11 protein-coding genes are annotated in these 13,017 nt (G+C 60.8%); 3 read left to right on the top strand and 8 right to left on the bottom strand.

Going from position 1 to position 13,017, the window contains the following annotated elements:
- Positions 1 to 204 precede the first annotated feature (204 nt).
- Positions 205 to 1,032 carry a DUF932 domain-containing protein gene (locus HUK68_RS22985; protein ID WP_175506577.1) on the top strand — a complete coding sequence of 276 codons (828 nt, stop codon included), beginning with the start codon at positions 205 to 207 and terminating at the stop codon, positions 1,030 to 1,032.
- Positions 1,033 to 1,125: 93 nt separating this feature from the next.
- Here the strand turns inward: HUK68_RS22985 and HUK68_RS22980 are convergent, their stop codons facing one another.
- Complete coding sequence (locus tag HUK68_RS22980) at positions 1,126 to 2,292, bottom strand: Y-family DNA polymerase (protein WP_279614336.1); 1,167 nt, start codon at positions 2,290 to 2,292, stop codon at positions 1,126 to 1,128.
- Positions 2,293 to 2,374: 82 nt separating this feature from the next.
- Between HUK68_RS22980 and HUK68_RS22975 the strand changes: the two genes are divergently transcribed.
- Both HUK68_RS22975 and HUK68_RS22970 read left to right on the top strand, forming a co-directional pair.
- Complete coding sequence (locus HUK68_RS22975) at positions 2,375 to 3,412, top strand: tyrosine-type recombinase/integrase (RefSeq protein WP_175506575.1); 1,038 nt, start codon at positions 2,375 to 2,377, stop codon at positions 3,410 to 3,412.
- Entirely contained in the window at positions 3,409 to 5,661 is a 2,253-nt protein-coding gene (locus HUK68_RS22970) for a tyrosine-type recombinase/integrase (RefSeq protein ID WP_244146434.1), read from the top strand. Before HUK68_RS22975 ends, HUK68_RS22970 begins: the two co-directional genes overlap by 4 nt.
- A 22-nt stretch (positions 5,662 to 5,683) precedes the next feature.
- Here the strand turns inward: HUK68_RS22970 and HUK68_RS22965 are convergent, their stop codons facing one another.
- From HUK68_RS22965 to HUK68_RS22935, 7 genes are all read right to left on the bottom strand, one after another.
- Positions 5,684 to 8,077 (bottom strand): copper-transporting P-type ATPase, encoded by a 2,394-nt coding sequence (locus HUK68_RS22965; RefSeq protein ID WP_175506607.1) that lies wholly within the window; start codon positions 8,075 to 8,077, stop codon positions 5,684 to 5,686.
- A gap of 276 nt (positions 8,078 to 8,353) precedes the next feature.
- Entirely contained in the window at positions 8,354 to 8,695 is a 342-nt protein-coding gene (locus tag HUK68_RS22960; protein WP_175506574.1) for a copper-binding protein, read from the bottom strand.
- A gap of 7 nt (positions 8,696 to 8,702) precedes the next feature.
- Complete coding sequence (locus HUK68_RS22955) at positions 8,703 to 9,203, bottom strand: DUF411 domain-containing protein (protein WP_244146433.1); 501 nt, start codon at positions 9,201 to 9,203, stop codon at positions 8,703 to 8,705.
- Between the two features lie 37 nt (positions 9,204 to 9,240).
- Positions 9,241 to 9,732 (bottom strand): cupredoxin domain-containing protein, encoded by a 492-nt coding sequence (locus HUK68_RS22950; RefSeq protein WP_175506573.1) that lies wholly within the window; start codon positions 9,730 to 9,732, stop codon positions 9,241 to 9,243.
- A 32-nt stretch (positions 9,733 to 9,764) separates the two neighbouring features.
- On the bottom strand, positions 9,765 to 11,177 hold the full coding sequence (locus HUK68_RS22945; RefSeq protein ID WP_175506605.1) for a multicopper oxidase family protein: 1,413 nt from the start codon (positions 11,175 to 11,177) through the stop codon (positions 9,765 to 9,767).
- A gap of 16 nt (positions 11,178 to 11,193) precedes the next feature.
- A complete protein-coding gene (locus HUK68_RS22940) occupies positions 11,194 to 12,624 on the bottom strand; it encodes a TolC family protein (RefSeq protein WP_175506572.1) in 1,431 nt (476 codons plus the stop codon).
- Positions 12,621 to 12,953 (bottom strand): hypothetical protein, encoded by a 333-nt coding sequence (locus HUK68_RS22935; RefSeq protein WP_175506571.1) that lies wholly within the window; start codon positions 12,951 to 12,953, stop codon positions 12,621 to 12,623. Before HUK68_RS22935 ends, HUK68_RS22940 begins: the two co-directional genes overlap by 4 nt.
- Between the last annotated feature and the right edge of the window lie 64 nt (positions 12,954 to 13,017).

The following is a 13,017-nucleotide window of genomic DNA, read 5'->3' as shown; positions in this document are numbered from 1 at the left end:
TGCGGGCCGCACCTACCCTGCGCTTGCCTCCTTGACGGCCAGTCACTCGCTGGCTTCGGTTTACGCGGGCGATGAACTCAGGAAAGACGGCGGCAACAGGACCGGCCCAGGTCGCTGCGCCGAATCAACCAAAGCCACAACCGGCTCCGAATCTTGGAATCCGGTCAGCCTTGGAACCACAGCAGCCAACCCAGGAGAAAGACCATGCAACTCGCATCACGTTTCGCTTCCCACTCCCCCGCCCTGCGCAGCGACTGCCCGCTGTCCGATGCGCAAATTCGCGAGGTGGCACCCTCTATCTTTGCGGAGGAAAAGCACGCCAGCCGGTCAGATCGATACCGCTACATTGCGACCAGCGCGATTCTTTCGGAACTGCGCAAGGAAGGGTTTCAACCTTTCATGGTGTGCCAGACCTGCGTGCGCGACGAAGGCAAGCGCGAGCACACAAAGCACATGCTCCGGCTGCGCCATGCCGATCAGCTCAATGGTGCCGAGGCCAATGAAATCATTCTGCTGAATTCCCACGACGGCAGCAGCAGCTACCAGATGCTGGCGGGCATGTTCCGATTCGTCTGCAACAACGGCCTGGTCTGCGGCGATGTCATGGCCGATGTGCGAATTCCCCACAAGGGCGATGTCATCGGCCAGGTGGTGGATGGCGCCTTTGTCGTTCGCGATGGCTTCAAGCTGGTCGACGAGCACCGCGATGCCATGCGCGCCACCACGCTGACCGCGGGCGAACAGGAAGTGTTCGCCCAGGCCGCGCTGTCTCTGAAGTACGAGAGCTTGGCCACGCCCGTGCCCATCACACCAGCGCAACTTTTGGTGCCGCGCCGCCTCGAAGACGATAGCCCTGATCTGTGGAGCGCCTATAACCGCGTGCAAGAGAATCTGACCCAAGGCGGCCTGCATGGACGTACGGCGACCGGGCGCAGACACAGCACACGGCCTATTCAGGGCATTGACCAGAACCTGAAAATCAACCGCGCGTTATGGATCCTGGCCGAAGGGATGAAACAGCTCAAGGGCTGATGGATGCATGAAGGAAGAGGCCATAGCCTCTTCATAAACCGGCCATCCTCCACAGGCACTGCGCCGATAAGCCGCGGCGCAGGCAACCAGCGATTAAGCCCGCGCAATCGGAATCTCGGCCAGCACCGTGGTGTAGCGCGGGGTCCTGCGCTCCTGCTTCATCTTCCAGTCGGACGCCGCAGCGGCTGTGTCCCCGGTGCTTCCCACATGCACCGTGGCCTTGCCCCAGCGCCCGTTGATGCGGTCCATGATTTCCATCAATGGGCCTTGATCACGCGCTGCCGCAGTTTCGGTAAAAAGTAATTCGCGCTGCGCAACTGCGGCCGATCCCAGATCCAGCAGCATCACCCCGGCCTTGGCCAACTGGTAGCCCGGCGCGTAGATGGAGCGCAGGCCGGCCACGGCGGCTCCGACCAGCAGCTTGGTGTCGGCGGTCGGCGGCTGCAGTTGAATCGTTGCCGATTGGTAAAAGCGCGGTCCGGGCCGAAACGGGGAGGTGTGCGCGAAAACCTGCAGCGCGCCTGCGCGCTGGCCGCCTTGGCGCAGTTTTTCCGCGGCGCGCGTCGCGAACTCGCTCACGGCTTCGATCAGGGGCGGCAGCGCGGTTACCGCCTGGCCAAAACTGCGCGTACAAGCGATCTGCTGCTTTGGCGCTGGGGCCTCGTCCAGGCTGATACAACTCGTTCCCTGGAGTTCGCGCACGGTGCGTTCGAGCACTACGCTGCCCACGGTTTTGGCCTTGGTTGCGGGCATCTGGGTCACGTCCCAAGCCGTTAGCACCCCCTGCTCCGCCAGCTTTGCGGCGATCCGGCGGCCTATGCCCCAGACTTCCCCGGCCGGTGTGCGTTGCAAAATGTCCTGTTGGGTGACCGTGTCCATTTCCGCCCAGTTGCAGACCTGGGCAAGCTCCCTTGGGTAGCTGCCCAGCTTGCGCTCGGCGTCCTTGGCCACATGGTTACAGAGCTTGGCCAGGGTCTTAGTCGGCGCCAGGCCGACACAGGTCAGCAGGCTGGTCCAGCGATAAATGCGCGAGCGGATGGCACGGGCGCGGTTTGTTATATCGACGATGCCTTCCAAATCACCAATGAAGCTCTCGTCGATGCTGTAGATTTCCTGCAACGGGCCCAGGCCGGCCGCCAGGCTCATCATCCGGTCGCTGAGGTCGCCATAGAGTTCGAAGTTGGCCGACAGGCACACCAGCCCGGCCGTTTGCTCCAAGCCACGGATCTGATAATACGGCTGGCCCATCTTGACTCCCAGCGCCTTGGCTTATCTGTTACGTGGAATGTCTGACTGACTGCCGTGCCCAACTGGAGTAGCTTAGGCAATCACAGGAGGCACTATGTCTACAGAACCTTGGCGTGCGTTGGCGAACCTCTGCAGCGATGCCCGAGCGTACGCGTGGGTGTCCCTGCAGGTTGATCTGCTAAGAGCTCCCAATACCGTCGCCGCCTACGCGCGCGGGCTGGATCACTACCTCGGTTTCTGTCGACGGATGGAGGTGAGCGTCATAAGTGTTGGGAGTGCTCAGATCGCTGCTTACGTGCGAGAACTGGCTGGGCGCTCCTGTGGCGTGGAGGTACCTTCCAGCACCGCTTCCGCTCTTGCCAATGCTTCGATCCGCCATCGGCTCACCGTCGTCCGGTTGTTCTATGACTACTTGGTCGAAGAGGGTGTGCGAACAACGAATCCTGTCGCGCGCGGTCGACGCGGACCCGCTTCCGGTGGCTTCGGTGTCGGACAACGCGGCCTAATCCCCATTCAGCGGCGGCTTCCCTGGATTCCCGACGATTCGGATTGGCAGGCTTTACTGTGCACGGCGTGCAGCGAGCCAATCCGCAACCGCTTGATGCTCGCCCTTGCGTATGACTGCGCGCTGCGTCGGGAGGAACTGTGTTCGCTTGCCACGGGAGACATCGATCCGGCAAGACGCCTGCTTCGCATTCGGGCCGAGACGACCAAGACCCAGCAGGAGCGAATTGTTCCCTACTCGGTGGTGAGCGCAGAGCTCTACGTGGCCTACCTTGCCGAACGTCGTCGCTTGGGCAGCCCGCGAGGACCGTTGTTCCTATCGGAGTCCTCACGCAATCGAGCGACGCCTCTGACCAAGTGGACTTGGTCGAAAGTAGTACACAGGCTCGCGTTGCACGCCGGGGTGCCCGCACTGACGACCCACAGCTTCCGTCACCTCTGCCTGACGGACCTGGCACGTGCTGGCTGGGACATCCAGGAGATCGCCCGTTTTGCCGGCCATCGCTGCATTCAATCGACCTTGCTCTACATTCATCTGAGCGCGCGTGATCTCTCAGACAGGTTTACGCGCAGCATGGCTGCGGTCCATGAGGCACGACTGGACCAACTCCGGGGAGGCTCAGCATGAGCAATGTGGCGAACGCGATCGCGCCGGCGAATGCGATACCGCAAAAGTCGTTTTCGCTCAAGGAACACAGCCCTGTGCTTACTGCCAACGAGCGTGCGGCACTGGAGGTGCTTCGCGTGCACTTCGCTAGCCATGGACGGCAATGGCCCACAGCGTCCCGTAAAGCACTGGCGCGACTGTTATGCCCGCTTTACGAACTGCTGGAACGCATACCTGCTGCAAAGGCGCCATGCAATTCTGTGATTCACCTTGTGATTGTCGAGATGCAATACCGCGGTATCGCCTACTGGGGATGGTCCACCGATGACTGGCTCGACGTGATGTGCAGCAGCGAAGCGGCCTTCCGAAGTCGCTACGGGGGCAACGGCAACTGCCGACAGTACGTCATCGCAGTGGCCTATCTCCTGTGCGGCTTTGATCGGATCACGGAGATTGGACGCTTCTTCCCGTACCGCCTCGCGATCAAGGTGTTCGGACGCGAGGCCGTAGAGCACGCCAACCGCCAAGTTTTCGACGAGATGAGTAAGGTCGGTTTCAAGTCGGTCCATCGGCCCAGCGTTTCGAATGCGCTCTATACCGCGCTGCTCATCCAATGCAGTCCGTGTATCGAAGACCTGACCCTTCATACATTGCAGCAAGTTGCTCGGACCGGTGCGGCATTCATTCGCAGTGGGGTTGCAACACTCTCTCGGACATTGGTGCGTTTGAAGTTGCTAGCGCATGGCTTGGATCACCGCGTCAACGATCGTCGCCGTCCAGTAGACGAGTACCGTGCGACCGACGGTATCCCAGATGAGTGGCTGCAGTGGTGCGAGCGTTGGAGAGCCACTGCCGTACGAGCTGCCTCCTCGATCACGGGAGACTATTACGCGCTGTTGAAGTGTGGTCGCTGGATCGCCGAAATACATCCTGAGATCAATAGCCCTGCCGACTGGACTCGCGCGACGGCGCTGGAGTACGTGGCGACTGTTGCCCGAATGACGATTGGCCAATGGTCGAATCCCGGTGGCATGTACCTGAAGCAGCGTGGTGGCCCGCTCAAGCCTGCTGCTAAGGCTTCGCATCTGCGTAGCGTTCGCAGCTTCTTCCGTGACCTTCAGGAATGGGAGTGGATCCCCCAACGCTTCGATCCAGTGCGCGCGCTCGGGTTGCCGCGCGCCGTCGGTGTACTGATCGGACCCCAGCCACGCGTCGTGGCCGACGACGCGTGGGCAAAGCTAATGTGGACGGGTCTCAATCTGAGTGAAGAAGATTTGAAACCTACCCCAAGTCGGCAAGGCTGTGCCGATCAACCAACACGCTATCCAATCACGATGATTCGGGCCCTGGCAGCACTCTGGCTGTTCGCAGGACTACGCCGCGACGAATCGCTGCGGCTGCGGATCGGTTGTATCCGCTGGCAACCAGGCCCCCATGATGTGGCTGCTTCACCGACGTGTTGTCTCGACGTGCCCGTCAACAAGACGTCCACCGCCTTCACGAAGCCGGTTGATGCCGTCGTGGGCCATGCAGTCGAGGCCTGGGAACGAGAGCGCTTGCCTCATCCGAGCATGACCGATGCTAAGACGGGTAGCGTGGTGGATTATCTATTTGTGCATCGCGGAAGGCGCGTTGGCGGGGCATACCTAAACCGAGCTCTCATTCCGCTGTTGTGCAGGAAGGCCGGCATACCACTGGAAGACGCACGCGGGCGCATCACCAGCCACCGCGCGCGCGCCACCATTGCAAGCCAGCTCTTCAATGCCAGGGAGCCGCTGGGTCTATTCGAGCTGCAGGCCTGGCTCGGCCACGCTTCACCTCAATCCACCCAACACTACGTCACGGTGACACCGACTAAGCTCGCGGGTGCAATCGAGCGGGCTGGGTACTTCGAGCGCAACTTGCGCACGATCGCCGTGCTCGTCGACCAGGATGCAGTGCGCAGCGGCGCAGCTGCCCGGGGCGAGCCCTGGCGTTACTATGACCTCGGACACGGGTTATGCACCTACGACTTCTTCGATCAATGTCCACACCGGATGGCATGTGCCAAATGTTCGTTCTATCTGCCCAAAGAATCAGCCAAGGCCCAGGCGCTCGAAGCGGGAGCGAATCTCACGCGCATGCTTCAGGAGATCCCCCTGCAAGACGCAGAGCGTGCTGCGGTTGAAGATGGCATCGAAGCAATGGAAAAATTGGTCGACAGCCTGAGCGACACCATTACGCCTGATGGACGGACACCGAATGCCATCAAAAAGACAGGGCGACCATGATCAAGGCGACAGCACAAACCGTTCATTTCGCGCCGCGCAAGCGCAGTGCGTTGAAGATGACCGAGACTGAACTCAGGCTCATTGCCAATGCCGCGATCATCGGAGACAGCAACCAGCCGGTCAACGGATAGAGCACGCCGGCAGCGATCGGTATGCCGATGCCGTTGTAGACAAAGGCGAACATCAAGTTCTGCCGCATGTTGCGCACGGTGTCGATGGAAATCTCACGTGAGACGGCGATGCCGCGCAAGTCCCCCTTGACCAGGGTGATCTGTCCGCTGTTCATCGCTACATCGGTGCCGGTACCCATCGCAATGCCAATGTCGGCTTTAGCCAGCGCCGGGGCATCGTTGATGCCGTCCCCGGCCATCGCGACGACATGACCTTCCTTCTGCAGTTTTTCCACCAGTGCCAGCTTGTCGGCGGGCTTGACTTCGCCGTGCACTTCATCGATGTGCAGCCTGGCGCCGACGGCCTTGGCCGTGGTGAGGCCATCGCCAGTAGCCATGACGATGCGCAGACCGCTGTCGTGCAATGTCTGGATGGCTTCAGGTGTGCTGGCCTTGATGGGGTCGGTCACGGCCAGAATGCCCGCGAACTTACCATCACCGGCCAGATGCATGATGCTGGCTCCTTCGCCGCGCAGGCGTTCGCCTTCGGCTTTCAAGGCGGCCAGGTCGATGCCCTCCTGTTCCATGAGCGCGGTGTTGCCCAACGCCAGCCGCTGGCCTTCAACGGTGCCCCGCACCCCAATACCGCTGCCTGAATCGAAGTCGATCGGCTTGGACAGCTGCATATTTTTGGCGCGTGCCGCGCTGACGATGGCGTGGGCCAGCGGATGCTCGCTGCCTTGGTCCAGACTGGCTGCCAGACGCAATACCTCATCGGGCATGTAGCCCGTGGCCGCAATGACGGTATCGAATGTCGGTTTACCTTCTGTCAGGGTACCTGTTTTATCCACGATCAAGGTATCCACTTCACGCATCCTCTCGATCGCGCCAGCATCGCGGAACAGCACACCTTGCGTGGCAGCACGACCCGTGGCCACCATCACCGACATCGGCGTAGCCAGCCCCAGCGCACAGGGGCAGGCGATGATCAGCACTGCGACGGCGTTGATCAGGCCGAACACCCAGCTGGGCTCGGGACCAAACAGGCCCCAGATGAAGAAGGTGGCGACAGCAATCAGTACCACCACGATAACGAACTTGCCGGCCACCACGTCGGCCATGCGCTGCATCGGTGCCTTCGAGCGCTGGGCATTGGCCACCATCTGCACGATCTGCGACAGCACGGTCGCTGCACCGACTTTTTCCGAACGCATGACCAGGGCTCCGCTGGTGTTGAGCGTGGCGCCGATCAGCTGATCACCCAAGCGTTTGGTCACCGGAACGGGCTCGCCAGTGAGCATGGATTCATCGACCGCGCTGCGGCCTTCGGTCACCACGCCATCAACGGGTACTTTTTCGCCGGGGCGCACGCGCAGCAGATCGCCGACATGGACATGGTTCAGCGGCACGTCCTCTTCGCTGCCATCGGCATTGATACGCCTTGCGGTCTTGGGTGCCAGTCCGAGCAAGGATTTGATGGCCGCAGAGGTTTGTGAGCGCGCCTTCAATTCGAGGATCTGGCCCAGCATCGTCAGCGAAATAATGACCACGGCGGCTTCGAAGTACACGGCCACGCGCCCCATGGAAACGAACGATGCGGGAAACACGCCCGGCGCCAACGTTGCAACGACGCTGTAGGCAAAAGCGGCCATCGTGCCCAGGCTGATCAGCGTCCACATGTTCGGGCTGCGATGGACGATGGACTGCCAGCCCCGCACGAAAAAGGGCCAGCCGGTCCACAACACCACGGGCAGCGAAAGTAGCAGTTCTATCCAGGTCTGGGTCGCCATGGCGAACCAGCCTAGGCGATGGCCGAACATGGCCAGGATAGCAACGATCAGCGTGAGGGGGAGCGTCCCCCAGAAGCGGCGCTGAAAATCGCGCAGTTCGCTGTTGTCTTCTTCGTCCAGGGGGATGATGGGCTCTAGCGCCATGCCGCACTTGGGACAGTTGCCGGGATGGTCCTGCCGCACCTCAGGGTGCATAGGGCAGGTGTAGATGCTGCCTGCAGGGGCACCCTTTGGCGCTGCGGCAGAAGCCGCCGCAAGCTGTTCTTCCGCAGAATGACCGTGATGATGGTGGCCATGCGCCGCCTGGCCTTCGAGCACCAGATCCATCTGGCACTTGGGGCAGCGACCCGGGTGCTCCTGCCGCACTTCTGGATGCATGGGACAGACATAGAAAATGTCGGAATGCACGGCCTCAGACTCCGTGTCATTGGTTGCATGCAAAGCATCTGCTGCCGCTGGAGCCCCATCCAAGGCAGCCGAGCCCCTCGTGCCGTGATGATGTAGGTGATTGCTCATGTCAATGCCTTCGTGGAGTTTGACTCGACTCTGGACCTTGCCATGGTGGAAGGTCAAGCCTGCTTCTGGGACGTCGAACCTGGCTTGCACCAGGAGGGTGCCAAGTGTGGCCGCTGGGATGGTGCGGCGGCGCAGGAAGCAAGCCATCCCAACCATGATCACGCCAGTTGGGTTTGTCGTTCGCGCTCGGGTGATGCGCAGACAAATCGCTGGTCCACTCCATGAGCTGGCTGCGGTCATGTTCGATGGCGCGGCCAGTGCATGGTGAGGGCACGATCAGCGTGCGGGTTGGATATCGGTGACGATCATCTTCCCCCCCTCCTGGACGACCATGAACTTCACTTTGTCGCCAAGCTTCAGGTTGGACAACAGATTTTTGTCCTTGGCGGTAAAGACCATGGTCATGCCGGGCATATCCAGATGCTGGATGTCGCCATGCTTGATGGTGACCTTGCCGTTATCCAGATCAACTTTCTTGATCTCGCCATCGGTCAGGGACGTCGACTGAGCCGCTTCTGTTTTGGCAGGCTCCATGGTTGCCTGGGCAAAGCTGCTCATGGGCAGCGCTGCGCCCAAGGCCACGGCGGAAATGGCAAGAATTTGTTGGATGATGTTCATGATGACCTCACGAGTACGAGTTGAAGACTTCCACTGATCCATCTTTTTGGATCAGCAGCACTTTGTAAGGATCGCGTTGACCGCCGTAAGCCGGTCCGTCCATCCCGGGCGAGCCGATGGGCATCCCCGGCACGGCTAAACCGAGCGCCTTGGGTTTTTCCTTGAGCAAGCGCCGAATATCGGCAGCAGGCACGTGGCCCTCGATCACATAGCCTTGCACAAGAGCGGTATGGCACGAGCCGTGTTTTTGCGGCATGCCCAGCCGGCTGCGCATCGCGCCGTTGCCCTGGTCGATCACGCTGGCGGTAAAGCCGTTTTGCTGCAGATGGACTATCCAGTCTTTACAGCATCCGCAGTTCGGGTCTTTCCAGACCTGAATGGCAACGGATTGCAGCGCGGCAACGGATTGCAGCGCGGCAACGGCGGGCAGCGCGCTCGAGCCAAGGAGCACGGTTCCCAACAGCAATCTGCGTCGCTGAGGACTCATGAGAGAAGCTGACGATGACATGGAGTGGATTCCTGGTTCGACGCGCTGCAATGGGGGATTACTTCTTGCCAACTTGGACAGCGCCCTTCATGCCGGCTTCATAGTGACCAGGCATCAGGCAGGCAAAGTTCACACCGCCCGCCTTGGTGAACTGCCAGACGATTTCGCCCTGCTTGCCAGGCTGCAACGTCACTTTGCTGGGTTCGTCATGCTCCATTTCAGGGAACTTCTTCATCTGTTCCAGGTGCTCCAGCAGTTCTTTCTCTGTACCCAGGCTGAGTTCGTGCTTGACCTGTCCGACGTTCTTGACGATGAAGCGCACGGTTTCGCCCTGTTTGACCTGAATGTTCGACGGCGTGTAACGCATGTTGTCGCTCATTTCGATGGTGATGGTGCGGCTGGCCTTGGCGACGACGCCGGGTTTTCCAATCGCTGTTTCACCCCCGTCACCGTGGCCACCTGCATGGGTGCCGCTAGCGAAGGCTGCCCCCGATGCGGCCAGTGCAGCCATAGCGAAGAGTTGAGGAATAGTGGATTGCGTGAATTTCATGGATGGGTTCTCGTTGAAAATTGAAGGAAAACTCAATGCTCGCCATGCGATGTAGGCTTGCGCACCTTGACTTCGGTCGGCGTTGCAGGCTTGCGAACGCGCGGCATGGACTGGCCACCCTCTGCGCTGAAGCGCGCGGGCTCGGCCATCGGGCCGGTGTACTCATGCGCGACCGTGCCTGCCGGATGCTTGAACCAGCCGGGGTCCTTGTAGTCGCCGGGCTTCTGCTCCCTGCGCACCTTGAGCACGCTGAACATCCCGCCCATCTCCACCGATCCGAACGGCCCCTGGCCGGTCATCATGGGCATGGTGTTGTCAGGGATTGGCATTTCCATCTCGACCATGTCAGACATGCCGCGTTCGCCCATGACCATGTAGTCCGGGATGAGCTTGTTGACTTTCTTGGCAAGGCCGCTGTGATCCACGCCAATGAGTGTGGGAACGTCGTGGCCCATGGGGTTCATGGTGTGGTGGCTCTTGTGGCAGTGGAAGGCCCAATCGCCTTCCTCGTCGGCCACGAACTCGATCTGGCGCATCTGGCCCACAGCCACGTCGGTGGTTACTTCATGCCACCGCGTGCTCTTGGGCGTGGGGCCGCCATCGGTGCCCGTGACCAAGAACTCATGACCGTGCACGTGCATCGGATGATTGGTCATGGTGAGATTGCCCATACGAATCCGAACCTTGTCATTGAGGCGGACATTCAAGGAATCGATGCCTGGAAAGACGCGGCTGTTCCATGTCCACAGGTTGAAGTCCGTCATTTCCGCGACCTTGGGTGTTGCGGCCCCTGGTTCAATGTCATACGCACTGAGCAGGAAGCAGAAATCCCGCTGCACTTCGTCGATCAGGGGGTGCTTGGCTTTTGGGTGCGTGACCCAGAAGCCCATCATGCCCATGGCCATCTGTACCATCTCGTCCGCATGCGGGTGGTACATGAAAGTGCCGGGGCGGCGCGCCACGAACTCGTAGACAAAGGTCTTGCCAGCTGGGATGGCCGGCTGTGTAAGGCCGGTCACCCCATCCATGCCGTTGGGCAGGCGTTGACCATGCCAGTGGATACTGGTGTGCTCGGGCAACTTGTTGGTGACGAAAATGCGCACGCGGTCGCCTTCCACCACTTCGATCGTGGGGCCGGGGCTCTGACCGTTGTAGCCCCACAAATGGGCCTTGAAGCCCGGCGCCATCTCGCGCACCACCGGCTCGGCCACCAAGTGAAACTCCTTGACGCCTTGGTTCATGCGCCACGGCAGCGTCCAGCCGTTGAGTGTGACCACCGGGTTGTAGGGCCGCCCCGAGTTGGGCACCAGAGGGGCCATGGTGTTCGGGCTGGTCTGGATCACCGGCTCGGGCAATGCCGCCATGGCCACGCGGCTCACCGTGCTGGCCGCGACCGCTCCGCCTGCGATGCCTGCATATTTGAAAAAATCTCTTCTGGATGTCATGACATGAATCTTTGCTTTAGTGGCCCGCATCGCCCGCGCTGGGCGCGCTGGACGTGACTGACAACGTGGTGTTGGTGGGGCGCCCGATTACGGATGCCTGTATGGCGGCATCGGCCAGCCAGAACTGTTGCTGCGCATCAATGGCGGCCGTGACGGCGCTGACCTGATCGCGCGCGTCGGCCAATAGCTCAAAGACGCTGATCAGCATGCCGTTGTAGCGAAGCTGGTTTTCCTCCGAGATCACCTTGCGCAGGGGTACGATTTCGTCGCGGTGGTGACGCGCCACGTCATAGGCCGTGCGATACGCTGAATAACTTTCGCGCAGGCTGGAGCCGGCAGAGCGCACCGTGGCTTCGAGCTGGTTGGCCGCCGCCAGGGTTTGGGCATTCATTGCGTCTCGCTGCATCCCGCCCCAGTCGAAAATGGGGAGGCGTACTGCGATTTCCCAGCCGCGTGCGGTCGAACGCGTGCCGTCGGCTCGATCAAAGCTGGTATTGCGGCGCCCCTCCAGTTCGATGTCGGTGAAACTGGTCACCATGTTCATTCCCTGGGCCTTGGCCGCACCATTCAACGCGCCTTGCGCCAGACGGATGTCCAGACGTGCCTGGGTTGCTTGCGAGGCGACCGTCTGTGGCTCCAGTGGCTGCTTAGGCAGCTCCGGCAATCGCTCTGGCAGCTTAAGCGCCTGTTCCTGCGCCCCATCCAGCCCCATCAGTCGCACGAGTTCTTCACGGCTGGCCGTGGCCTGGTGCTGCGCGGCGCTCAGCCGGGTGGCTGCATCGGCGTAGAAGGCTTGCTCGCGTGCACGGGTAATCCGGTTGAAGTTGCCAGCCGCCTGCATGCGCCTGGCCAGTTCCGCTCCTGCTTCCGCGCTTTCATAGACCTGCTTGGCGTATTTGAGCGTTTGCTGCGCGGCCACGGCCCGCACCCAACCCTGACGCACACGGGTGATCTGGTCTACCACGTCACTGGTCAGGCGCAATTGCGCTTGCTCAATGCGTCGGGTCGCGACGCCGTGCCGTGCTGGAAGAGTCAAAAGATCCAGCAAGCCAAAGGATAAAGCGCGCCCCAACTCCAGCTCGCTGCCTGCGACCATGCGCTCAAAACTGAAAATGGGGTTGGCAATTCGCCCGACCTGCGCGGCATTTGCCGACTCTGCCCAACCCTGCGCCAGAAGGGCCTGCAGGGATGGGCTGTTCACCAAGGCCAACTGGACAGCATCCTTCTGTTCCAAAGGCTGTGCCAGCAAGGCTTGAGCGGCCTGCGCACGCTGGTCGCGTTCATCCTGGGTACGAGCCAACGCGAGTTTGCCGCCGGTAAAGTTGCCAGCCTCGTCGTTGACGCGATTGATGTTCTGATCCAGGTTGGCGCTGGCACATCCTGCCAGCACTGCCAATCCGAGTGCAGACAGAGCCAGTTTGGCATGAGTAGCACGCAACCCCATCATGGCTTGTCTCCCCCATGATGGCCAGAATGTGGGTCGCTGGCGGGACTATTTTTGTCTGACGCGGGATCACTCATCTTGATTTCCTTGGCATAGGTGCGCCAGCCCCCAATCTGGCCCACGCGATCATTGGCTTCGCGCCAAGACTGCACCGGTTGATCCGCATAGGCTTGGTAAGCCCCGATAGGGGACGAATACTGCAGCGTCGTCAGCGGCGATGACTTGGGCGCCGCGGTATCTGCTGGAGCTTGTGCGAAAGCCGCCCCCACAAACAACACGAATGTCGAAGACAACAGAGCCCTGAAGGGCGGCAGGTAATTGGAAGTGACCATGGTCTCCTCTAGAAGAATTTTTGATCTCACGATATGGAGAGATTCTGAAGAGATCTCCCTTTCA

The organism is Comamonas antarctica, from assembly GCF_013363755.1.
GTDB lineage: Bacteria > Pseudomonadota > Gammaproteobacteria > Burkholderiales > Burkholderiaceae_C > Comamonas > Comamonas antarctica.
This window is presented reverse-complemented; position numbering and strand designations above follow the sequence as displayed.

Excerpts from the sequence above, each read along its gene's own strand:
- HUK68_RS22985 (WP_175506577.1), top strand. The coding sequence starts at position 205 with ATGCAACTCGCATCACGTTTCGCTTCCCACTCCCCCGCCCTGCGCAGC.
- HUK68_RS22975 (WP_175506575.1), top strand. The coding sequence starts at position 2,375 with ATGTCTACAGAACCTTGGCGTGCGTTGGCGAACCTCTGCAGCGATGCC.
- HUK68_RS22970 (WP_244146434.1), top strand. The coding sequence starts at position 3,409 with ATGAGCAATGTGGCGAACGCGATCGCGCCGGCGAATGCGATACCGCAA.
- HUK68_RS22965 (WP_175506607.1), bottom strand. The coding sequence starts at position 8,077 with ATGAGCAATCACCTACATCATCACGGCACGAGGGGCTCGGCTGCCTTG.
- HUK68_RS22960 (WP_175506574.1), bottom strand. The coding sequence starts at position 8,695 with ATGAACATCATCCAACAAATTCTTGCCATTTCCGCCGTGGCCTTGGGC.
- HUK68_RS22955 (WP_244146433.1), bottom strand. The coding sequence starts at position 9,203 with ATGTCATCGTCAGCTTCTCTCATGAGTCCTCAGCGACGCAGATTGCTG.
- HUK68_RS22950 (WP_175506573.1), bottom strand. The coding sequence starts at position 9,732 with ATGAAATTCACGCAATCCACTATTCCTCAACTCTTCGCTATGGCTGCA.
- HUK68_RS22945 (WP_175506605.1), bottom strand. The coding sequence starts at position 11,177 with ATGACATCCAGAAGAGATTTTTTCAAATATGCAGGCATCGCAGGCGGA.
- HUK68_RS22940 (WP_175506572.1), bottom strand. The coding sequence starts at position 12,624 with ATGATGGGGTTGCGTGCTACTCATGCCAAACTGGCTCTGTCTGCACTC.
- HUK68_RS22935 (WP_175506571.1), bottom strand. The coding sequence starts at position 12,953 with ATGGTCACTTCCAATTACCTGCCGCCCTTCAGGGCTCTGTTGTCTTCG.